The following is a 22,698-nucleotide window of genomic DNA, read 5'->3' as shown; positions in this document are numbered from 1 at the left end:
AACTTAAGATGAGTGTATAAACAAACAAACCTCAATACAATGTATTGAGGTTTGTTTTTATAATTTTAAAACCATTTTACAGGTTTAGAAGGTTTTAAATAGATTCTTGTTTAGAATTAAAAATCGTATTTTAAGCTTAGGTTTAATTGTGCTCCTTTTTTATAAGAAAGCACCACTTCGTCAGTTTCAACACCTGTATTAATGTTTCTTACTAATTGCGTTTGTTGAATATCTGGGTTTAGTAAGTTTCTACCAACTAATTTAATTTGTAATTTTTCAGTTAGCATTTTACTTACAACGAAATCTAGAGTAAAAAATCCTTTTTCAATAATTTCATCATTGTAAAGTACGGCACTATTACTAAAATCTTCTGGCGATCCTAAAGCGAATACTTTATCTGAAGAGTAGTTTCCTGTTAATGTAGCATTAAACTCTTTTTCAGTTTTACTGTTATAGCTTAAAGAACTGTTTAAGATTAAATCTGAAGCACCTTGTAAATCAGATTCTGTGATGCCTTTGTATTGAAAATCTTCTAATAAATCTTGATTAAACCACATTTTAGTAATGTTGGTGTTAAAGTCTAAAAGACTTTCTTCATCTTCATTTTTAAGAAGTTCAACTCTTGTTTCAAATTCAAAACCAAAAATATTAGCGTTATCTCCTGTGTTCGCATATTCAAATATACCTGAAGAACCTCTAGTTTGTGCTAAGTTAATAGGGTTTTTAATGTCTTTATAAAATGCTGTAGCAGAAATTAATTGTCCTTTTGAAGGGAAAAATTCGTATTTGAAATCAACATTAAAAACATCCGATTTTTCTAAATCTGGATCACCTCTTGTTACACGGCCTGTTGGTGATACATATTCGAAAGGTGCCAATTCTTTAAATTCTGGTAAGGTTTGCGTTAAACTAGAAGCAAAACGAATAGAGTGTTTATCGTTTAAGTCGTATTTTAAGTTTAAACTTGGGTATAATTTAGAGTATTCTTTTTTAATAGAACCAACACGACCAACGTAGTTAGCAACATCCCAAAGTACATTAATCTCATCACGCTCAAAACGTACACCAGCATTACCCGAAAGTTTTTCACCTAAATGGAAATCTAAATTAGCATAACCAGCCATAGCGTTTAAATCGGCATCGTATCTATCGGCTTCTCTTTCTCTTAAAACTAAGCCGTTTTCGAAATTTTCTGTAGTAAACGTTTCAGAAAATTGATCTACAGATGGTACTTGAAAACCTCTTGCTCTAACACCAATAAACAATGAGCTAAATACTCTGTCTTTTTGACGGAAGTTTGCACCGAAGTTTAATTTAAATGGGTGGTTGTCGTCTTCATCTAACGTTCCAAAAGAAATGGCGTCGTTAATATAGGCGTTGTATTCTGTATCCTCAATTTTTTGACTAGACTTTCTTTGTTGAAAATCTCCAACGTGAGCATATTGCACGGTATTTTCATCTAAAATATTAGCCTCATTTCTAACTCTATTAGGTTCTTGTGCTAATACATAGTTGTAACCAGCAGCCCAAGTTAGTTTGTTGTTTTCTTTAATTTGGTGAGAACCTTCAATTTGGTTTACTAATAAAATAGTTTGTTTAAAGTTTTGGTCTCTTACAAAAGCGCCATCTTCTTGTGGGTCTTGATCAAAAACATAACCTTCACCATTTCTACCTTGCTCGTAAACATTATCATTACTTGTGTTAACAGATAAGCTGCTAATTTTAAGTCTATGGTCATCATTTAGTTTTAATCCTAAATTAACATAACCTGTTGTGTTTGTTTTAGTAGTAAAAGATTCGGTGTCTGTAAATTCATTATCTAAGATGTTCGATCTGTAACTTCTAAAAAGACCTTCTTGGTATTCTGAAGATTTAGAGTGAGAACCCGCAACAAATACTTTAAGTTCTTTTCCAAATACTTCAAATTTTTGACCACCAGAAAGTGAAATTCCGTAATTTCCAGTACTTTTTTGTTTAAGTGGATCCCAACTTTGTCTTGTAATTAAATCTACAAGTGCGTATTCTTTTTTATGAAACCCTAAAGTCGCATCTTCTGTGGCAACACTTCTTTTAAAACCGCCGTCTAAACCTAATACATTGGTGTTGTAACCAGAGCTTAAACTAACAGATGCTCCTTTTTTAGAATAGCCTTTTGAAGTAATATCAACATTACCCGAAGTTTGGTCTGCGTAGCTAGACGTAGAATATGTTTTGCTGATTCCAACATTTTCAATAATGTTAGTTGAAAACAAATTAAGGTTAATGTTTTTGTTGTTTACATCATCAGAAGGTATTGGTAAACCGTTCATGGTTGTAGATAAGTATCTATCACCTAAACCTCTAATGTAAATATCTCCAGAACCTTCACTTTTAGAAACTCCTGCTATTTTAGTAGTTGCAACAGCAGCATCAGAAACACCAATTTTAGATAAACGTTCTGCTCCAATACTTTCTTTTATTACAACGGCTTTTTTCTGTTCTAATAACAGCGCTGTTTCACTTGCTCTTCGTGTTGTAGTTGTAATAACAACTTCGTCTAAAGAGGCAGCACTTGCACTCATTACTACATCAAGTTTTAATTCTTGTCCTGCAACTACAGTAACAGGTATTTCTTGAGTTTCGTACCCAACAAAACTTACTATTATGGTATAAGCTTTGGCTTCTAAATTGTTTAAAGCATAAAAACCATCAAAGTCCGATGTTGTACCTGTGGTTGTCCCTTTAATAATTACATTGGCAAATGCTAAAGGTTCGTTGTTGTACTCCTTATCTGTTAGCTTTCCTACTATAGATCCTGTCTGAGCAAAAGAAAACGCAGTTATTAAAAGCGTAAGTACTAGTATTAATTTTTTCATTATTATAATCTATTTTTTTGTCGTTGCAAAGAAACCAACGGTTTAAAAACTAAACGTTACCTACGGATTAAATAACTGTAATAAAAGTGTTAGATAAATGTTAATTGAAAAGCCGTATTCTTTAATATCGTTTACATTCAGTTAACATTAAAAAATACGTTTGTAAAGAGAGTAATAAAATAAGTCTTGTTTAATAGTTTAGAATTACCCATAAAAAAAACAGCCTCCGTTAAACGAAGGCTGTTTTTTTATATAGTGAGTAAAACGTTTTAGTTACTAGCAGTAGTAATTGTAGCCGTTTCATTTTTGTCCGAGCTTGCTAAGGTTAGCATTAAAGCATCTAAAGATAAACTGTTAGCGCCTAGCGATTCTTTAATTTGTGTAGTACGGTTAGCAGCGACGTTAACTTCTATAGTTTTAGTTTCATAACCTACAAAACTTAATGATACGGTATATGTGCCAGGGTTTAAGCCTTTAAGTGTAAAGTTACCTTCTTGATCCGATATTGTTTTATCTCCCGTTTCTTTAATAGATACACGAGCCATTTCTAAAGGTGTATTGTTAGCCTCTAAGTCTAGCACGTTACCTGTAATAGTTGCACCATCTTGAGCGAACATAATGGCCGATGATAAAAAAGCGAATATTAAAAAAAGATGTTTCATTAATTTTTAGATAAAAATATTTTGCTCTGCAAAATAAAGGCACAAACGTAATTTTAAGGTTACGTAATTATTAAACAACAGTAATTAAAACGTTACGGTAATGTTAAGCGAATTTTTATTTATGTTTTAATAGGAAATGTTATCTTGCCTGCACATAAATTTTTACCATGAACTGGGAGCAATTACTATCCTTAAAGCGCTTTGGCGACACCAATAAACGTATTAGAAAAGAGCAAGACGAAACCCGTTTAGGCTTCGAGGTCGATTACGATCGTGTTATTTTTTCATCAGAATTTAGAAGTTTACAAGATAAAACTCAGGTCATTCCATTATCCGAAACCGATTTTGTACACACCAGATTAACCCACAGTTTAGAGGTTAGTGTTGTTGGTAGATCACTTGGCCGTTTAGTTGGTAAAAAACTACTAGAAAAGCATCCACATTTGCAAAGTTCACTAGGCTATCAAGCTAACGATTTTGGTGCTATTGTTGCTGCGGCAGCTTTGGCGCACGATATTGGCAATCCACCGTTCGGACATTCAGGAGAAAAAGCAATAGGAGAATTTTTTATAACAGGAGCAGGTAAAAACTTCCGAAGCCAGTTAACAGATAAAGAATATCAAGACCTTTGCGATTTTGAAGGTAACGCTAACGGATTCAAAATTTTAACCGAAGATCGCGCAGGACGCCTTGGCGGATTAAGATTATGTTACGCCACACTTGGTGCTTTCATGAAATACCCAAAAGAGTCCTTGCCAAAAAAGCCAACGAAACATATAGCCGATAAAAAATACGGTTTTTTCCAAAGTGAAAAAGAAGCCTTTCAAGATGTCGCAAGCGAACTTGGTTTAATAAAACGAAGTGAAACCGACCTAAGTTATTCACGCCATCCATTAGCTTTTTTAGTAGAAGCAGCCGATGATATTTGTTACACCATAATCGATTTTGAAGATGGTATCAACCTTGGGCTTATTCAAGAAGAATATGCATTAGAATACCTTTCAAAAATTATTCGTAATAATATAAGACCCGAAAATTACTATGCCCTTTCCACCAAAGAAGATCGCATAGGTTACCTACGCGCACTGTCTATTGGCTCGTTAATAAACGAAGCTGTAGATATTTTTATGGATAACGAAGAAGCTATTTTAAATGGCACTTTCGATACCGGATTGCTCGATAAAAGTCAATACCAAGCCCAAATAAACGATATTATAAAAATAAGTATCGATAATGTTTACCAATCTACCGAAGTTATAGATAAGGAAATCGCGGGTTACGGCGTTATAAACACGTTACTAAATACCTACGCCACAGCAGTAAACAATGGGTTTAACAACACGGCATCAAATTACGACAAACTTATACTAAAAAGCCTGCCAAAAAACATCAATACTACCAGCGCAAGTCTATATAAACGCTTATCTAGCGTGTGTTATTACGTATCCTTGCTGTCCGATAGTAAAGCCATTTTAGAATACAAAAAAATAAAAGGAATCGGATTTTAAAACCATAGTTTGGGCGTTACCCAAGGGTCGGGCTTTCACTACTCGCTTTTTTGTGTTGCAATAGGTGCAACAACACAAAAAGAGCTCAAACAGGCCGTTCAATCCCTAACGCAAATTCGGCTAAACCTTAAAGTCTAGTCATTAAAATATTATAAATTTATCTCATGAAAATTCTACACCTCGATACCAATCACGAATTATTAATTGAGCAATTAGCGCAAGCAGGCTTCACAAATCACGAAGATTATACTTCTACAAAACCTGAAATAGAAGCCAAAATTGGTGAATATGATGGTATTGTTTTGCGTAGCCGTTTCACCATCGATAAGCAATTTTTAGATGCCGCTACAAATCTTAAATTTATAGGTAGAGTAGGTGCGGGCTTAGAAAATATAGATTGCGATTATGCCGAACAAAAAGGTGTGTATTTAGTTTCCGCACCCGAAGGAAACCGTAATGCCGTAGGCGAGCATAGTTTAGGTATGTTGCTTTCGTTATTTAATAAACTAAACAAAGCCGATGCCGAAGTACGCCAAGGTAAATGGCTTCGCGAAGCGAATAGAGGTATCGAGCTCGACGGAAAAACTGTTGGGTTAATAGGTTACGGAAATATGGGGAAAGCCTTTGCTAAAAAGCTTAGAGGTTTCGATGTTGAGGTGTTGTGTTACGATATAAAAGCTAATGTAGGCGATGCAAATGCAAAACAAGTAACATTAGCGGAGTTTCAAGAAAAAGTAGATGTAGTAAGCTTACATACGCCGCAAACACCACTTACGGTAAACATGATAAACGCCGAGTTTATCAATGCTGTTAAAAAACCATTTTGGCTAATAAATACAGCACGCGGAAAAAGTGTAGTGACTACCGATTTAATGAACGCTCTAAAATCTGAAAAAATTCTAGGTGCCGGACTCGATGTTTTAGAATACGAAAAGGCATCTTTCGAGAATTTATTTACAAGTAGCATGCCCGAAGCCTTTCAATATTTAATAGATACCGAAAACGTGCTCTTAACACCGCATGTTGCTGGCTGGACTATAGAAAGTAAAGAAAAACTAGCACAAACTATAGTAGATAAGGTTCTAGCTAAATTTTGTTAACTTTATGTTTTCAAAATAAAAAGTATGCCAACTAAAGCTACAACCGTTACTGAGTACTTAAACGCGTTACCCGAAGATCGGAAAGTAGCCGTAAATAAGTTGCGCGAGCAAATTCTCGATAACTTGCCAAAAGGCGTTGTAGAACATATAAGTTACGGGATGTTAGGGTATGTAATTCCGCATAAGGTTTATCCTAGCGGTTATCATTGTGATAATAAATTACCCCTGCCATTCATGAATTTGGCAAATCAGAAAAACTTTATAGCCGTATATAGTATGGTGCTTTATGCCAAGCCCGATCTTATGGATTGGTTTGTTAGCGAGTATTCAAAACGCTGTAAGTATAAACTCGATATGGGTAAAAGCTGTGTACGTTTTAAAAAAATGGAAGATATTCCATTTGAGCTAATTGGTGAGTTAACAGCAAAAGTTACGGCCCAAGAGTGGATTGAAATTTACGAGAATTCAATAAAAAAATAATAATGCTTTCTTCCGAAGAAAAAAAATAAGGCTATGAAAAGAGTAACAGGAATAGGTGGTTTGTTTTTTAAAACAAAAGATCCAAAAGCATCAAAAGATTGGTACAAAAAACATTTAGGTTTTAATACCGATGATTATGGTAGCACGTTTTGGTGGAAAGATAAAGAGGGGAAAGATTGTTCTACACAATGGAGTCCTTTTCCAGAGGATACAAAATACTACGAGCCTTCTAAAAAAGATTTTATGTTTAATTATCGTGTAGAAAATTTACACGAATTACTTAAAGTTTTAAAAGAAGAAGGGGTTACCATTGTTGGTGAAGTTGAAGAATACGAGTACGGAAAGTTCGGCTGGATTTTAGATAACGATGGTAATAAAGTTGAGCTATGGGAGCCTAACGATAGTGCTTTTTTGTAAATTGCCAGCACAACAATACAACTTCAATTTAATTGACTTACCTAGAAATTATTCAGGATTATAGTTTATCTGCATTACAATGGTTAGCCATTGGTTTTGCTGTATTTTTGCTTGGTATGTCTAAATCTGGGATAAAAGGCATCGGCATTATTATTGTGGTTATGTTAGCCTTTGTTTTTGGCGAAAAAGCATCGACAGGTGTTTTGTTACCCATGCTTATTTGCGCCGATATTTTTGCGGTAATTTATTATAATCGGCATGCACAATGGGATATTATTAAAAAGCTAATTCCATGGATGATTGTTGGTGTGCTAGTTGGTGTATGGGTGGGTAACGATATTTCCGAATTGGTTTTTAAACGGCTTATGGCTATCATTATAATAGGTTCGGTTTTAATTATGATTTATACCGAGCGTAAAAAATCAGAGACCATTCCTACCAATAAATGGTTTTCTAAAACAACAGGGTTTTTAGCGGGTTTTACAACTATGATCGGGAATTTGGCCGGACCCGTTTCAAATATTTATTTTCTTGCCATGCGTTTTCCAAAAAACGAATTTATTGGCACAGCTGCTTGGTTGTTTTTTATAATTAATGTGTTTAAATGTCCTTTTCATATTTTTGTTTGGGGTACGGTAACAAAACAGACCTTAGTTTTAAATTTTACTTTAATTCCAGTTGTGATTATAGGTTTTTTTACAGGCACGTATTTAGTAAAACGTATATCAAATGCTAATTATCGTAATTTTATTCTTACATCTACTGCTATTGGCGGGCTTATAATGTTATTTCGTTAGGTTTTAATAGTTTTGTAGAATATTTTTTTTATTACCTTTAACATCTAATAAATTTTAACTTATAATAATGTCAGACGAAAAAAATTTAGGCAACGATCTTAACGATATGTTAGACGATGCTAAGGATGGTGCAAAAAAAGCAGCTGGTGAAGCTAAGCAATCAGCTTCAGAATTCTCAAAAGGCGCAAGCGAAGTGCTAGACGCAGAAAATAAAAAATTAGTTGCAGGTGTTGTAGCTATTTTAATTGGTAGTTTAGGAATCCATAAATTTATTTTAGGATATACTAAAGAAGGTATTATTCAAATAGTAGCTACTTTTGTTACTTGTGGTATAGCTGGTATTATTCCATTTATAGAAGGAATCATCTATTTAACTAAATCTGATGAAGAGTTTTATAACACATATCAAGTTGGAAAGAAAGGTTGGTTCTAACCCTCAATCATTTCAAGATATAAAAAAGCTGAAACCTTATGGTTTCAGCTTTTTTAGTTTATGTAACTAAAAATAAGTATTAAGATTCGGTATTTGTGTTTCCTGTAAACTTACGTTCTAATTCTGCTTGAAACTCTTCCATTACTGGGCGAACTGTACTTTCAGGTAAGTCGGCTATTTTAATATACATTAAGCCGTCTACGGCATTGTTAAATAGCGGGTCTACGTTAAATGCTACTAAGCGAGCATTTTGTTTTATGTACTTTTTAAGTAGTACAGGCAGGCGCAATGCACCTGGTTCTATTTCGTCAATAAGCTTATCGAATTTGTTTAAATCTGCTTCCGTTTCATCGAAAACAAAATCTTTATCGGCATCTTTCAGTTTCACTTTAAATTCCTTTTTAGGGTGCACGTATTGCGCAATATAAGGATCGTAGTAGTGCGATTTCATAAACTCAATCATCAACGATTTTGAGAAATTAGAAAACTGATTACTTATACTCACACCACCAATTAAAAATTTATGTTCTGGAAAACGCAATGTAATGTGCACGATACCTTTCCAAAGTAAAAATAAAGGCATTGGTTTTTGTTGATATTCTTTAATAATGAAAGCACGACCCATTTCTATAGATTGGCTCATCATTTTATATAATTCAGGTTCGAATCTAAATAAATCTTGAAGGTAGAAGCCGTCTATGCCATATTTTTCAAATATTTGAGAGCCTAAGCCCATACGGTAAGCGCCAGCAAGTATGTTGCGCTCGCGATCCCATAAAAACATGTGGTGATAATATTGATCAAAGGCATCTAGATCTATAGCTTCATTAGTGCCTTCTCCAACTTCACGGAAAGTGATTTCGCGTAAGCGGCCAATTTCACGTAGTATGTTTGGTGCATCTTTGGCTTGAGCTAAAAATACCTCGTAATTTTTACTTTCTAGAAGTCTAGAGTCGCTTGCTCTAAGCGCTTCAACTTCCTTTGTCATAATAGCAGCATCTACCGGTGTTACAATGTTTTTAGGTGGTTTGGGTGTTTTTAATGTAGATGAAATGCTATCTAGTATTTTCGATTTCTTTTCAAAAGCATTAGCCAACATGTATGTTTTCTTTCTTAAAAAATTAGAAAAATCATCTAAGGAAACATGTTCTTTTTGGTCGGCAACCGAAATAGGTTTCCCGATTCTTACTTTTATAATTCGTCGTTTTTGACTTAAAACCTCCGATGGGAGTTTGGCTGTTCTAAAGGTGTCGCTAATTTTAGAAAGCCTGTAAAATAACTTACTGTTTTTAGCATGAAAGTATATTGGTACCACCGGTACTTCGGCACGTTTTATTAATTTTAGTGCAGATTCTTCCCAAGGTTTATCGATTACCAATTTCCCGTCTCTGTAAGTTGAAACTTCTCCGGCAGGAAACAAACCTAGCGGATGCCCGGCACGTAAATGTAGAATAGAGTTTTTAAAACCAGCAATGCTCGATTTAGCATCTTTTCTCCCCTCAAAAGGGTTTACTGGCATAATATAAGGTTGCATAGGTTGTATGCGGTGTAGCAAGAAATTAGCTATTATTTTAAAATCGTCGCGCTGTTCTAGCATTAATTTTAAAAGTAAAACACCATCGATACCACCAAGTGGATGGTTTGAAACGGTGATATAAGCACCATCTTTAGGTAGGCGTTTTAAATCTTCCTCTGGTATTTCGAATTTAATTTGAAATTCTTCTAAAATTTTATCTAAAAACTCGATGCCTTCGAGGTGATTATTACGCTTATAAAACTTATCTATGGTTGATATTTTAAGCACTTTCATAAGGAGCCAGCCAATAAAAGTGCCAATAAAACCATATTTATCTAGTTTTATCGCTTTAGCTACTTCTTTTGGGGTAACTAAGCCTATGTTCGTTGAGTTGGTCATGGCTGTAAATGTACTAAAATATACGTTTTAATTAAACAGTAACTATTTGAACGGTTTCTGGGGTTAACTGTTTTAATAACACGGTTTTGTCTGTTTCAATTTTATTAATTGCCAAATCGTTATAATGGCGAATGGTGTAAAGCGAGGCGTTTTGGTGACAAACAACCTTAAATTTTGATTTTAAATGATGTAATAATGAATCGAGATTGTTGTAATTATTTTCGATACAAACAGAAAAACTTATAGCTGAATTTTGAATAACATCGACCTTCATCTTGTATTGATGTAAAAGGCTGAATATTTCGCTAATGTTTTCTTCAACAATATATGAAAAATCTAAGGATGAAAGTGAAATTAAAACCTGATTCTTCTTCACAATAAAACACGGAATCATGGGATCTAAAGTGGTATTTTTACCAATTTTAGTACCGTTAGCTTCCGGATTTAAAAATGATTTTACATACAGCGAAATTTCTTTGCCTTGTAGAGGTTGTAAGGTTTTTGGGTGAATGACTGATGCACCGTAAAAAGCCAATTCTATAGCTTCGCGATACGATATATTGTTTAATAGTTGAGCGTTTTCAAAGTAACGCGGATCGGCATTTAAAACACCTGGAACATCTTTCCAAATGGTTACGCTTTCTGCATTTAAGCAATAGGCGTAAATAGCTGCAGTATAGTCACTGCCTTCTCTACCTAATGTTGTGGTGAAATTATTGGCATCACTTCCTAGAAAACCTTGTGTAATGTTTAAAGCAGACCGATTAAATGTGCTCGAAATTAATTGCTGTGTGGCGCTCCAGTTTACGTTGGCTCTGCGGTAATAATTGTCGGTTTTGATATGTGTGCGAACATCAATCCAATTATTAGCGATGTTTATTTGATTTAAATATTCGCTAATTATAGTTGTTGAAACAAGTTCGCCAAAACCTATAACTTGGTCGTAAACAAAACTGTAGTCGGGCGATTTATTACTAATTAAAAACTGGTTGAGTTCACCAAAAAAAGTATTCACTTTTTTAAAAACTATATGGTCTTCATTTGGGAATAAATTGAGTAAAATTTCATTATGAAACTTTTTTACTTCTTGTATGGCGCTTTGTAATTCTGACTTATTTTCAAAGTAATTTTTAATAACAAGTTCTAGAGCATTGGTAGTTTTGCCCATAGCCGAAACAACTATTAGCGTATTTTTATACCCCACTTTTTGTAATACAGATGCTATGTTTTTTACACCATTTGCATCTTTTACCGAGGCTCCACCAAATTTATAGACTTGCATGTTTACTTGTTTTGTTTAATAGATTTTAGATATTCAATTTTTCAATATACGTTTTTATGCCTGCTTCATCTAATTGAACTACATCCCAGTCTCGCATAACGTTTGCGCCTTTTTTCTCATAGAAAGCAATAGCTGGTTCGTTCCAGTCAATAACTTCCCAGTTTATACGTTTAACGCCTTTATTGTGTCCGTATTTTACAACTTCGTCTAAAAGAGCTGTGCCCATACCCGAACCTCTCATTTTCTGACTCACAATTAAATCTTCTAAATGAATTATTTTACCTTTCCATGTAGAATAACGGTTGTAAACCAGAGCAATACCTTCTACTTTTTTATCGGTTTCAGCAACAAAACAATGAAAAGCGGGTTGGGTTCCAAAGCCATCATTTTCTAAATCTGCTAAGGTAACTTCAACCGCATCGGGTTCTTTTTCGAAAACGGCTAACTCATTGATTAGGTGGAGAACTTGTGGCATATCCTCTTTTTTGGCGTTTCTTATTGTAAAATCCATAATGAAAATTAAATTTTTTCAAATATACTTTAAAGTTAAATATGTTTGGGTACATAACTTTAACGAAAACGTTGTAGTTTCTTATTTTTTATAGATATTTGCACAAACAAAACAAAACACTTTTATGTCTCACAAAAAACAAACTTTAGGAGAGTTTATTATTGAAAATCAGTCGTCGTTTAAATATTCCTCGGGCGAATTGTCTAGCCTTTTGAATTCTATTCGATTAGCGGCAAAAGTTGTAAACCATGAAGTAAATAAAGCCGGACTGGTTGATATTATTGGTGCTGCTGGTGATACTAATATTCAAGGCGAAGATCAACAAAAACTAGATGTTTATGCAAACGATAAGTTTATACAAACGCTAACTAAAAGAAATATTGTTTGTGGGATTGCAAGTGAGGAAGAAGATGATTTTATTGCGATAAACAGTCAAGATGAAAACCATCAAAATAAGTATATTGTTTTAATTGATCCTTTAGATGGTTCGTCTAACATTGATGTTAATGTTTCTGTAGGAACAATTTTTTCTATTTACAGACGTGTTACTCCAGTAGGAACACCTGTAACTTTAGACGATTTTTTACAAAAAGGAAGCGAACAAGTAGCAGCTGGTTATGTGGTTTATGGTACATCGACTATGCTTGTTTACACAACAGGAGACGGTGTTAATGGTTTTACTTTAAACCCAGCGATTGGATCGTTTTACTTATCGCATCCTGATATGCAATTTCCAGAAGATGGAACTATTTATTCTGTAAACGAAGGAAACTATATTCACTTTCCTCAAGGTGTGAAAAATTATATTAAATATTGTCAACAAGAAGAAGGAGATAGACCTTATACTTCGCGATATATTGGATCTTTGGTGTCGGATTTTCATAGAAATATGATAAAAGGTGGTATTTACCTTTACCCACAAAGTTCTAAAAATCCTGATGGGAAATTACGTTTGCTTTATGAATGTAACCCAATGGCCTTTTTAGCTGAGCAAGCTAATGGTTTTGCAAGTGATGGTTTTACTAGAACAATGGATGTAGATCCGACAGAGCTTCACCAGCGTGTGCCATTTATTTGTGGTAGTAAAAACATGGTGTTAAAGTGTGAAGAGTTTATGAAGAACGCTAAGTAATAGCTAATAAGTTTATAATGAAAAATGCGAGCCTTTTGGTTCGCATTTTTTTTGTTCAATAAATTGGAAATTGATTTTATAAAGTTTATTGTTATTGGACTAACTAATTTTAGATAAAAAATTACTAGCTGTAAATTAAGGGTATTCAATTAGGAAGAATAGCTCTAATTTACATGTTTCCGTAAGATGTAAACAGTTATTTGGAGTGACACATTATAAATATTATGATATAAAAAATGCGAGCTCTAAGGCTCGCATTTTTTGTACACTATATTATTATCAATATTACATAGCTACTAAATCGCCAGTAACATCTTTAGAAGGTAAATTAGATTTACCCATTAAATAAATATCAACTTGCCTAGCAGCCTCACGGCCTTCAGAAATAGCCCAAACAATTAATGATTGTCCACGGCGCATATCTCCAGCAGCAAATATATTTGGCACGTTTGTTTGGTATTTACCGTAGTCTGCTTTGTAATTAGAGCGGGCATCCTTTTTAATACCTAATTTATCGGCTAATGTACTTTCTGGTCCTGTAAAACCTAAAGCTAATAAAGCTAAATCACAAGGCCATGTTTTTTCAGTACCTGCAATTTCAATAAGTTGTGGACGCTCACCAGGAACCATTTTCCATTCAACATTTACTGTTTTTAAAGCTGTTAGTTTACCATTTGCATCTTTTATGAATTCTTTGGTGTTAATTAACCAGTTACGCTCAACGCCTTCCTCGTGAGAAGAAGATGTTTTTAACTGCAATGGCCAGAAAGGCCACGGCGTTGTTGCAGAACGGTGTCCTGGTGGTTTCGGCATAATTTCAAAATTAACTACCGATGTTGCACCATGACGGTTAGATGTTCCAACACAATCCGACCCTGTATCACCACCACCAATAACAATTACGTTTTTGTCGGTTGCTAATACTTGGTCTTTAACTTCTTTACCTAATACGACTTTAGTTTGTTGTGTTAAGAAATCCATAGCTTGTACTACACCATCTGCATCTGCACCAGGTGTTGGTAAGCCTCTTCTTTCGGTTGCTCCACCACATAATACTAAAGAGTCAAAAGCTTTTAAGTCTTTAACATCATAGTTTACACCAACATTTACATTGGTTTTAAAAGTGATTCCTTCAGCTTCTAATATTTTTACACGACGATCGATAATTCCTTTTTCCATTTTGAAATTAGGAATTCCGTAGCGTAATAATCCACCAACTTCATCATCACGTTCAAAAACAGTAACGGTGTGTCCGGCTCTATTTAATTGTTGAGCAGCGGCTAAACCAGCAGGACCAGAACCTACAACGGCTACAGTTTTTCCTGTTCTAGTTTTTGGTGGTTGTGGTTTAATCCAACCTTCTTTAAAGGCACGCTCTACAATATTTTTTTCAATATTTTCAATAGCCACGGGATCTTCAATAATACCTAGTACACACGATTTTTCACATGGAGCAGGACATAAACGACCTGTAAATTCCGGGAAATTGTTAGTTGAGTGTAATAACCAAGAGGCTTTTTGCCACTCACCTTGATGTACCATATGGTTAAAATCTGGTATTAAATTACCAAGTGGGCAACCACTATGGCAAAATGGAATACCACAATCCATACAACGAGAACCTTGTTTGGTAATCTCTTCTTCTTTTAATGGAACGGTAAATTCTTTATAATCCTTAACACGATCTGATACGGGCGTGTAAGTTTCATCTTGTCTTTCAAATTCTTTAAATCCTGTTACTTTTCCCATTTCCTATCCTATTGTTAATTCTTCTACCATTGGTTCTTCAGTTGCTAAGCGTATTAAAGCGCTTTTGTATTCTGTTGGCATAACGCGAACAAAATTGCTTAAGCTTGTGTCCCAATCTTCTAGTAATCGTTTACCTAATTTACTTTCGGTATATGTTACGTGTTTTTGAATTGTTGCTTTTAAATCTTCTGCATCTTCTGCTGTAATATCTTCAAACTCGATAGTTTCAGTATTACAAAGTCCGTTTACAAATTTGTTTTCTGGATCGTAAACATAAGCAATACCACCACTCATACCAGCTGCAAAGTTTCTTCCTGTAGATCCAAGAACAATAACTTTACCACCTGTCATGTATTCACAACAGTGATCACCTACACCTTCTACAACTGTAGTTGCTCCAGAGTTTCTTACTGCAAAACGTTCTCCAGCAATACCGTTAATGTATGCTTCACCTTGTACGGCTCCAAATAAACAAACGTTACCAACTATAATGTTGTTTTCGGCTAAGAAGTCTGCTTTAGCAGGTTTCTTCACAATTAATTTAGCACCAGATAAACCTTTACCTAGATAATCGTTGGTATTTCCATCGACCATAAATGTTAAACCGTGTGCACCAAAAGCTCCAAAACTTTGACCGGCAGAACCTGTAAACTTAATATTTAAAGTATCTTCTGGTAAACCAAGGTGTCCGTAAATTTTAGAAATTTCGTTACTTACAATGGCTCCTACTGAACGGTCTGTGTTTTTTATTGGGTATGATAAGTTCATTTTTTCTTTTCTGTAAAGTGCGCGATGCGAATCTTTAAGAATTCTGAAATCAATAACATTATCTAAGTTGTGATCTTGTTGCTCTGTATTTTTAACAGACATATGCTTGTATGCTTCTGGTCTGTGTAAAATAGCTGATAAATCTAAACCTTTTGCTTTATAGTGGTTTATAGCTTTATTTGAATTGATTTTGTGCGTTTGCCCAACCATTTCTCCTAAAGTTCTAAAACCTAATTGCGCCATGATTGCTCTTAATTCTTCAGCAATATAGTAGAAGAAGTTAATAACGTGCTCTGGTGTGCCTTTAAAGTTTTTACGTAACTCTTTATCTTGAGTTGCGATACCAACTGGGCATGTATTTAAATGACACTTACGCATCATGATACATCCAGAAGCTACTAATGGTGCTGTTGCAAAGCCAAATTCTTCAGCTCCTAATAAAGCTGCTATTGCAACATCACGACCTGTTTTTAATTGGCCATCACATTCTACAACAATACGGCTTCTAAGGTTGTTTAAAACTAATGTTTGTTGTGCTTCGGCTAAACCAAGTTCCCAAGGTAAACCAGCGTGTTTTAAAGAGGTAAGCGGTGAAGCTCCTGTTCCTCCATCATAACCAGAAATAAGAACTACATCTGCTTTTGCTTTAGAAACACCTGCAGCAATAGTACCTACACCAACTTCTGAAACTAATTTCACATTGATTCTTGCTTCACGATTTGCATTTTTTAAATCGTAGATAAGCTGTGCTAAATCTTCAATAGAATAAATATCGTGATGCGGTGGTGGTGAAATTAAACCAACAAAAGGTGTTGAGTTTCTTGTTTCAGCAATCCAAGGCAATACTTTATGTCCTGGTAACTGTCCACCTTCTCCAGGTTTTGCACCTTGAGCCATTTTTATTTGAATCTCCTTCGCACTTGTTAAGTAGTGAGAAGTTACTCCAAAACGACCAGAAGCTACCTGCTTAATTGCAGAGTTTCTACTGTCGCCATTACTATCTTTTTGAAAACGTCTACGATCTTCTCCACCTTCACCAGAATTAGATTTACCTCCAATACGGTTCATGGCAATGGCTAAGTTTTCGTGTGCTTCACGAGAAATAGATCCATAAGACATAGCACCTGTTTTGAATCGTTTAACGATTTCAGTCCATGGTTCTACTTCATCTAAAGGAATTGGATCTAAGTTATCGAATTCAAACAAACCACGAATGGTCATTAAGTTTTCCGACTGTTCGTTTATTGCTTTTGCGTAAACATCATAACTAGCTTGGTCGCTTAAACGAACTGCTTGTTGAAGTTTAGCAACTGTTGTTGGGTTGAATAAGTGACGTTCGCCATTTCTTCTCCAACGGTAATCACCACCAATATTTAAACCTAAGTTTTTATCAATAGAATTATCTGGGTAGGCTTGTTTATAGCGTTCGTTAATTTCTTTTTCAATTTCATATAAACCAATACCTTCAATTCTAGAAGCGGTGTATGGGAAATATTTTTCAACAAATTGAGAGTTGAAACCAACAATTTCGAAAATTTGAGAACCTCTATACGAGTGTAATGTTGAGATCCCGATTTTGTTCATTACTTTTAAAATACCTTTTCCAATCGCTTTGTTGAAATTATCAACGGCTTTTTGCTCGTCCATACCAGTAATGAAGCCTTCTTTAACTTGCATTCTAATAATTTCGTTCACCATATATGGGTTTACAGCAGATGCGCCATAACCAAATAAAGTTGCAAAATGATGTGGCTCACGTGGTTCTGCAGATTCGATAATAATATCGAAGTAAGAACGCTTACGTAAACGGTTTAATTGGTGGTTTACATAAGAACAAGCTAATAAACAAGGTATTGGAGCAAATTCTTGATTTACACCTCTATCTGAAAGGATAATGATGTTTGTTTTGCGATCTAATGCTTTTTCTATCTGTACTATAACGTCTTCCAAAGCATCTTCCAGACCATTAAGTCCTTGTGTTTTTGGATATAACATTTGAATCGTTTCAGCTTTAAAACCTTCAATTGAAATATTTCTTATTTTTTCTAAATCGGGATTAGAAATTACCGGATTTTGAATTTTAAGTTTTCTACATTGTCTATCGGTAATACTGAAAATATTTCTGTCTTTACCAAGGTTTAAACTAATATCAGTTACAATTTCTTCACGAATACCATCTAACGGTGGGTTTGTTACTTGTGCGAATAATTGTTTGAAGTAGTTTGAAATAAGTTGAGGTCTATCCGATAAAACTGCTAATGGTGTATCGATACCCATAGAACCTAAAGCTTCTTTACCAACAATTGCCATTGGTGTAATAACTTCTTGAATATCTTCAAACGTATAGTTAAATAAACGTTGTCTTGTTTTGATATCAATAGTTTCTATCGAACAGGTTTCGTTGTTATAAGGAACGTCTTTTAAGTGTAATCTTGTATTGTCTAACCATTCTTTATATGGTCTTTCTGAAACAATTTTACTTTTTATTTCTTCATCTTCGATAATACGACCTTTGTTCATGTCTACCAAGAACATTTTTCCTGGCTCTAAACGTCCGTGTCTTTCAACATCTTCGGGAGCAATATCAACCACACCAATCTCTGATGACATGATTAATTTACCACTTTTAGTTATTGTATATCGAGAAGGTCTTAAACCATTTCTATCTAATAAAGCTCCAACATAATCGCCATCTGTAAATGGTACAGACGCTGGACCATCCCAAGGTTCCATGATACATGCGTTGTACTCGTAAAAAGCTTTACGCTCTTCAGACATGGTAGCATGCTTCTCCCATGCTTCAGGAATCATCATCATCATGATTTCTGGTAACGATCTGCCTGTGTGTGTTAATAATTCTACAACCATATCCATAGAAGCCGAATCGGATTTTCCTGGAAGAATAATTGGGAATAATTTATCTATTTGCGGTCCAAAAACATCAGATTTCATGATTTCTTCACGAACACGCATTCTACTCACATTTCCACGAAGGGTGTTAATTTCACCATTCTGGCACATGTATCTAAACGGTTGTGCCAACTCCCAAGTTGGCATAGTATTCGTTGAGAAACGTTGGTGAACCAGCGCTAAACGAGTTACTAAATCTATTTGTTGTAAATCTGTATAGTATGGTCCAATATCTTCAGGCATAATAATACCTTTATATATTAACGTGCTAGTAGAGAAACTTGGTACGTAGAAGTAGTTGCTTTCAGAAATTTTAGATTGACTAATAGTGTGTTCTGTTATTTTTCTTGCAGCATATAATTTAGCTTTAAAATCGGCATCAGTAATGTCTTCTGTTTTGCCAACAAATAGCTGCTCAATATTAGGTTCAGATGCTAAAGCGATAGGGCCTAGTTGAGACGAATCTACAGGAACTTCACGCCATCCTAAAATAGAAAGCCCTTGCCCTTTAATTTCGTTTTCGAAAGTAGTTTTACAAAAATTATATTGGTTTGTTACCTTTGGTAAAAACACCATACCTACGGCGTATTCTCTTTGTTCTGGAATATTGAAATCGCATACGCGTTTAAAATAGTCGTGTGGGATATCAATTAATAAACCAGCACCATCACCAGTTTTTCCGTCGGCACTAACGCCACCACGGTGTTCTAATTTTACTAGAATTTCTAACGCGTCGTGAATAATTTGATTTGTTTTTTCTCCTTTAAGATTACAAATAAAACCAGCGCCACAGTTTTCGTGTTCAAATTCCGGTAAATAGAGTCCTTGTTTCTTCAGCATAATCGTTTAAAAACTTGAGTTGAATTGTAAAGATATGTACTCCTATTTAATATACCATAACCGTAAATCATTATTTCGATTTTTTAGGCGAAGCGAAGATTAAAATAGGTATATATCAATAATATGTCTGTTTTTTAATAAATACTCAATTCGGTTTTTTTAGTCAATATTATAGATATATGAATTAATGGTAATGTTTGGTGTCTTTAATAGAAAGAATGCTATAAAATTTTGTAAAAGACTGACAATAATTCAAACAATGTGTTTGTTGAAAAATCAAAAAATAAAAATATTTATGAAGATACCCCTAAAAAACAAGGGATAAAATTATGTAATTGATAAAAGTTAATGAATTACCCCTGTTTTTTGAGGGGTTTAAAATATTTTGCCCTAGTTTTGGAGTGTTCTTAACGAATAAACCAATAACTTATAACTTTAAAATAAACACAATTATGAAAAAAATTATCACACTTTCAATGCTTTTTGCAGCATGTAGCTTATTTGCACAGGAAGAAGAGAAATCAAAATTATCAATTAGTGGTAGTGTAGATGCTTACTACAGAACTGTTTTAACTGCATCGGATGTTGGATCTCCAGCAACTGAGTCTTCATTTGCTGATCAAACAGGTTTTGCATTAGGAATGGCTAACATTATTGCTTCTTACGAAGGTGCAACAACTGGTATGGTAGCAGATTTAGCTTTTGGAACTAGAGGTTTACAGGCTGTAGGGTCGGGTTCAGATGTTTTTATTAATCAATTATATGCTTATTGGAATGTATCTGAAAGCACAACACTAACAATGGGGCGTTTTAATACGTACTTAGGTTACGAAGTAATATCTCCAGTAGGTAACTTTAACTATAGTACTTCTTATTTATTCTCTTATGGTCCGTTTTCTCATGTTGGTTTAAAAGCAGATTTTGCTTTATCTGATGATTTTAGTTTAATGGCTGCTTTAATGAATGTTACTGATGTTAATAATAACATGACAGGGGATTATGCATTAGGTGCTCAATTAGGGTATTCTGGACAATTCTTAAACTTTTATTATGATGGTGGTGCAGGTCTTGGATTTGAAGTAGACTATACAGGTGGTTTTGATTTGTCTGATGATTTCTTTTTAGGGATAAATGCTGCTTACCAAGATAATGACGGTGCTGGTTTTTACGGCGCGGCATTATACCCTCAATTAGCAACTTCTGATTCTTTTACAGTAGGATTAAGAGCAGAATATTTTCAACAACTTGAAGATGGAGGAGTTTTAGGAAATTTATCAGCAGACGAGAGTATTTTAGGAGTAACATTAACAGGTAGTTATGCTTTAGAAAATTTAATTATTAAGCCTGAATTACGTTTAGATAGTGCTTCTGAAGATGTAATTAATTTTCCAGATAGTGATGGGGTAGCTTCTAAAAGCTTAGCTGCATTTACTTTAGCTGCAATTTACTCTTTCTAAGTTTACAATATTATAAATCCTCGTTTTTAAAGCGGGGATTTAATAGTGCTATTATTAACTAACCAAAAAAATATAATATGATGTCAATATTAAATTTACCTTTATTAATTCAAGATACCGCTGCTATTGAAGGTGATATGGGGATGATGTGGATGCTAATCTCTGGTATTCTGGTATTCTTTATGCAAGCAGGTTTTTTCTTAGTTGAGTCTGGAATGACAGATTCTAAGAATGCTGTAAACATTGCCATGAAAAACTTCCTAGATATTGCAGTAGGTTCTTTAGCCTTCTGGTTTATAGGATACTCTTTAATGTACGGAGCAGATCAAGGTGGTGGATTTTTCCACTGGGGAGGTTTTACATTCTCTCAAGGTGCTGCCGATTTATTCTTCCAAACTGTATTTGCTGCAACTGCTGCAACTATTGTTTCTGGTGCTGTAGCCGGAAGAACAAAATATACAACTTACGCTATTTTTAGTATTGTTTTAACTGCTTTTATTTACCCTATCGCTGGTGGTTGGGAATGGAACGGTGGTTGGTTAAACAACACTGATGGTATTATGCCTGCTGAATTTATCGATTTTGCTGGATCATCTATTGTTCACTCTGTTGGTGGATGGGCTGCACTTGTTGCTGCTTGGATGGTAGGTCCTAGAATTGGGAAATTCTTAGATGGTAAGCCTGTTGAAATGCACGGTCACAACCAAATGTATGCTACTTTAGGTGTATTTATTCTTTGGTTAGGATGGTTCGGTTTTAATGGTGGTTCTCAATTAGCTTGGGGTGGTGATGATGCTACTGCAGCTTCTCAAGTTGTTTTAGTAACAAACTTAGCAGCTTCTGCTGGTGCTTTAGGTGCTTTACTTTTAACATGGATTAAAAATGGAAAACCAAACTTAAGTATGACTTTAAATGGTGCACTTGCTGGTTTAGTAAGTATTACTGCTGGTTGTGGAAACATGAGCGAAGGTGGTGCTGTATTAGCTGGTCTTGTTGGTGGTATTCTTGTTGTATTTTCAATTGGTTTTGTAGAAAAAACATTAAAAATTGATGATGCTGTAGGTGCTATTTCAGTACACGGTATTTGCGGTGCTTGGGGAACTTTAGTTATAGGTCTTTGGGGTATCGATGGTGATGCTGGAATTGGAATTCTTAATGGTGGAGGTGCTGCTCAATTAGGCGCACAAGCTATTGGAGTTTTAGCTTACGCAGCTTGGGCTATTGTTTTGTCTTTTGTTTTCTTATTTATTATGAAGAAAACTATTGGATTAAGAGTTACAGAAAAAGAAGAAATTGCTGGTCTTGACTGGACAGAGCATGGATCTATCGCTTACCATGGTAAGAGACAAAGAGAGATCGACGAAGAATAAAAACTATTATTTACTATAAATGATTAAAAAGATGCCTCAAAAAGGCATCTTTTTAAGCGTTTATGATAATTCAAAAAAACCTTTTGAACTTCTAGTTTTATAGAATTCAAATAATTTTTACCTTAACAAACTAAACATATTTAAGAAATGAAATTATGAAAAAAATTGAAGCCATTATTCGGAAATCCAAATATCGTGTAGTGAAAGAAGCTTTGCATGATGTTGGTGTAATATTTTTCTCTTACTGGGACGTAACTGGTCTTGGAAACGAAAAAGAGGGGCATGTTTATCGTGGTGTTAGTTATAGTACTAGTGATATACAACGTAGATATTTATCTATAGTTGTAAATGATGATTTTGCCGATGTTACCGTAAAAACAATTATTAACTCTGCTGGAACAGGAGAAGTTGGTGATGGTAAAATATTTGTATCAGATGTACAAGAGTGTTACAGAATTAGAACCGGAGAAAAAGGTAGTGACACATTAAAATAAATAACACAATTAAACTAA

Annotated in this window: 17 protein-coding genes; 10 read left to right on the top strand and 7 right to left on the bottom strand. The window is 34.6% G+C overall.

Annotated elements, in window-relative coordinates; genetic code table 11:
• Nucleotides 1-116: 116 nt before the first annotated feature.
• Nucleotides 117-2,855 (bottom strand): TonB-dependent receptor, encoded by a 2,739-nt coding sequence (locus V6246_RS08980; RefSeq protein WP_341560081.1) that lies wholly within the window; start codon nucleotides 2,853-2,855, stop codon nucleotides 117-119.
• A 269-nt stretch (nucleotides 2,856-3,124) separates the two neighbouring features.
• Entirely contained in the window at nucleotides 3,125-3,517 is a 393-nt protein-coding gene (locus V6246_RS08975; RefSeq protein ID WP_341560080.1) for a carboxypeptidase-like regulatory domain-containing protein, read from the bottom strand.
• Nucleotides 3,518-3,684: 167 nt separating this feature from the next.
• On the opposite strand from V6246_RS08975, the gene dgt reads away from it, so the two are divergent.
• The 6 genes from dgt to V6246_RS08945 all read left to right on the top strand — a co-directional run bounded on the left by dgt (nucleotide 3,685) and on the right by V6246_RS08945 (nucleotide 8,252).
• A complete protein-coding gene (gene dgt / locus V6246_RS08970) occupies nucleotides 3,685-5,025 on the top strand; it encodes a dGTP triphosphohydrolase (RefSeq protein ID WP_341560079.1) in 1,341 nt (446 codons plus the stop codon).
• Nucleotides 5,026-5,189: 164 nt separating this feature from the next.
• A complete protein-coding gene (locus V6246_RS08965; RefSeq protein WP_341560078.1) occupies nucleotides 5,190-6,125 on the top strand; it encodes a 2-hydroxyacid dehydrogenase in 936 nt (311 codons plus the stop codon).
• Nucleotides 6,126-6,149: 24 nt separating this feature from the next.
• The gene (locus V6246_RS08960) at nucleotides 6,150-6,605 is read left to right on the top strand and encodes a DUF1801 domain-containing protein (RefSeq protein WP_341560077.1); all 456 of its coding nucleotides are present in this window, start codon (nucleotides 6,150-6,152) and stop codon (nucleotides 6,603-6,605) included.
• Between the two features lie 33 nt (nucleotides 6,606-6,638).
• The gene (locus V6246_RS08955) at nucleotides 6,639-7,022 is read left to right on the top strand and encodes a VOC family protein (RefSeq protein ID WP_159018590.1); all 384 of its coding nucleotides are present in this window, start codon (nucleotides 6,639-6,641) and stop codon (nucleotides 7,020-7,022) included.
• 32 nt (nucleotides 7,023-7,054) lie between these two features.
• Nucleotides 7,055-7,819 (top strand): sulfite exporter TauE/SafE family protein, encoded by a 765-nt coding sequence (locus V6246_RS08950; RefSeq protein WP_341560076.1) that lies wholly within the window; start codon nucleotides 7,055-7,057, stop codon nucleotides 7,817-7,819.
• 67 nt (nucleotides 7,820-7,886) lie between these two features.
• Entirely contained in the window at nucleotides 7,887-8,252 is a 366-nt protein-coding gene (locus V6246_RS08945) for a TM2 domain-containing protein (RefSeq protein ID WP_341560075.1), read from the top strand.
• Nucleotides 8,253-8,331: 79 nt separating this feature from the next.
• On the opposite strand, the gene V6246_RS08940 is transcribed toward V6246_RS08945, so the two are convergent.
• The 3 genes from V6246_RS08940 to V6246_RS08930 are packed head-to-tail and all read right to left on the bottom strand — an operon-like array spanning nucleotide 8,332 to nucleotide 11,960.
• The gene (locus V6246_RS08940) at nucleotides 8,332-10,167 is read right to left on the bottom strand and encodes a lysophospholipid acyltransferase family protein (RefSeq protein WP_341560074.1); all 1,836 of its coding nucleotides are present in this window, start codon (nucleotides 10,165-10,167) and stop codon (nucleotides 8,332-8,334) included.
• 31 nt (nucleotides 10,168-10,198) lie between these two features.
• Nucleotides 10,199-11,449 (bottom strand): aspartate kinase, encoded by a 1,251-nt coding sequence (locus tag V6246_RS08935; RefSeq protein WP_341560073.1) that lies wholly within the window; start codon nucleotides 11,447-11,449, stop codon nucleotides 10,199-10,201.
• 25 nt (nucleotides 11,450-11,474) lie between these two features.
• Complete coding sequence (locus tag V6246_RS08930) at nucleotides 11,475-11,960, bottom strand: GNAT family N-acetyltransferase (RefSeq protein WP_159018587.1); 486 nt, start codon at nucleotides 11,958-11,960, stop codon at nucleotides 11,475-11,477.
• Nucleotides 11,961-12,084: 124 nt separating this feature from the next.
• On the opposite strand from V6246_RS08930, the gene fbp reads away from it, so the two are divergent.
• Entirely contained in the window at nucleotides 12,085-13,092 is a 1,008-nt protein-coding gene (gene fbp / locus V6246_RS08925) for a class 1 fructose-bisphosphatase (RefSeq protein WP_074936831.1), read from the top strand.
• Nucleotides 13,093-13,377: 285 nt separating this feature from the next.
• On the opposite strand, the gene V6246_RS08920 is transcribed toward fbp, so the two are convergent.
• The gene (locus V6246_RS08920; protein WP_341560072.1) at nucleotides 13,378-14,841 is read right to left on the bottom strand and encodes a glutamate synthase subunit beta; all 1,464 of its coding nucleotides are present in this window, start codon (nucleotides 14,839-14,841) and stop codon (nucleotides 13,378-13,380) included.
• Nucleotides 14,842-14,844: 3 nt separating this feature from the next.
• Nucleotides 14,845-19,359: a glutamate synthase large subunit gene (gene gltB / locus V6246_RS08915; RefSeq protein WP_341560071.1), complete on the bottom strand. Its 4,515-nt coding sequence runs from the start codon at nucleotides 19,357-19,359 to the stop codon at nucleotides 14,845-14,847.
• Nucleotides 19,360-19,811: 452 nt separating this feature from the next.
• On the opposite strand from gltB, the gene V6246_RS08910 reads away from it, so the two are divergent.
• The 3 genes from V6246_RS08910 to V6246_RS08900 all read left to right on the top strand — a co-directional run bounded on the left by V6246_RS08910 (nucleotide 19,812) and on the right by V6246_RS08900 (nucleotide 22,680).
• Nucleotides 19,812-20,816, top strand: a complete 1,005-nt coding sequence (locus V6246_RS08910) for an outer membrane beta-barrel protein (protein ID WP_341560070.1) — start codon at nucleotides 19,812-19,814, stop codon at nucleotides 20,814-20,816.
• A gap of 80 nt (nucleotides 20,817-20,896) precedes the next feature.
• On the top strand, nucleotides 20,897-22,186 hold the full coding sequence (locus V6246_RS08905; RefSeq protein ID WP_159021089.1) for an ammonium transporter: 1,290 nt from the start codon (nucleotides 20,897-20,899) through the stop codon (nucleotides 22,184-22,186).
• A 155-nt stretch (nucleotides 22,187-22,341) separates the two neighbouring features.
• On the top strand, nucleotides 22,342-22,680 hold the full coding sequence (locus V6246_RS08900; protein WP_042502472.1) for a P-II family nitrogen regulator: 339 nt from the start codon (nucleotides 22,342-22,344) through the stop codon (nucleotides 22,678-22,680).
• Nucleotides 22,681-22,698: the final 18 nt, after the last annotated feature.

Origin of the sequence: Algibacter sp. TI.3.09 (assembly GCF_038154905.1) — a bacterium.
Lineage (GTDB): Bacteria > Bacteroidota > Bacteroidia > Flavobacteriales > Flavobacteriaceae > Algibacter.
This window is presented reverse-complemented; position numbering and strand designations above follow the sequence as displayed.

Excerpts from the sequence above, each read along its gene's own strand:
- V6246_RS08980 (WP_341560081.1), bottom strand. The coding sequence starts at position 2,855 with ATGAAAAAATTAATACTAGTACTTACGCTTTTAATAACTGCGTTTTCT.
- V6246_RS08975 (WP_341560080.1), bottom strand. The coding sequence starts at position 3,517 with ATGAAACATCTTTTTTTAATATTCGCTTTTTTATCATCGGCCATTATG.
- dgt (WP_341560079.1), top strand. The coding sequence starts at position 3,685 with ATGAACTGGGAGCAATTACTATCCTTAAAGCGCTTTGGCGACACCAAT.
- V6246_RS08965 (WP_341560078.1), top strand. The coding sequence starts at position 5,190 with ATGAAAATTCTACACCTCGATACCAATCACGAATTATTAATTGAGCAA.
- V6246_RS08960 (WP_341560077.1), top strand. The coding sequence starts at position 6,150 with ATGCCAACTAAAGCTACAACCGTTACTGAGTACTTAAACGCGTTACCC.
- V6246_RS08955 (WP_159018590.1), top strand. The coding sequence starts at position 6,639 with ATGAAAAGAGTAACAGGAATAGGTGGTTTGTTTTTTAAAACAAAAGAT.
- V6246_RS08945 (WP_341560075.1), top strand. The coding sequence starts at position 7,887 with ATGTCAGACGAAAAAAATTTAGGCAACGATCTTAACGATATGTTAGAC.
- V6246_RS08940 (WP_341560074.1), bottom strand. The coding sequence starts at position 10,167 with ATGACCAACTCAACGAACATAGGCTTAGTTACCCCAAAAGAAGTAGCT.
- V6246_RS08935 (WP_341560073.1), bottom strand. The coding sequence starts at position 11,449 with ATGCAAGTCTATAAATTTGGTGGAGCCTCGGTAAAAGATGCAAATGGT.
- V6246_RS08930 (WP_159018587.1), bottom strand. The coding sequence starts at position 11,960 with ATGGATTTTACAATAAGAAACGCCAAAAAAGAGGATATGCCACAAGTT.
- fbp (WP_074936831.1), top strand. The coding sequence starts at position 12,085 with ATGTCTCACAAAAAACAAACTTTAGGAGAGTTTATTATTGAAAATCAG.
- V6246_RS08920 (WP_341560072.1), bottom strand. The coding sequence starts at position 14,841 with ATGGGAAAAGTAACAGGATTTAAAGAATTTGAAAGACAAGATGAAACT.
- gltB (WP_341560071.1), bottom strand. The coding sequence starts at position 19,359 with ATGCTGAAGAAACAAGGACTCTATTTACCGGAATTTGAACACGAAAAC.
- V6246_RS08910 (WP_341560070.1), top strand. The coding sequence starts at position 19,812 with ATGAAAAAAATTATCACACTTTCAATGCTTTTTGCAGCATGTAGCTTA.
- V6246_RS08905 (WP_159021089.1), top strand. The coding sequence starts at position 20,897 with ATGTCAATATTAAATTTACCTTTATTAATTCAAGATACCGCTGCTATT.
- V6246_RS08900 (WP_042502472.1), top strand. The coding sequence starts at position 22,342 with ATGAAAAAAATTGAAGCCATTATTCGGAAATCCAAATATCGTGTAGTG.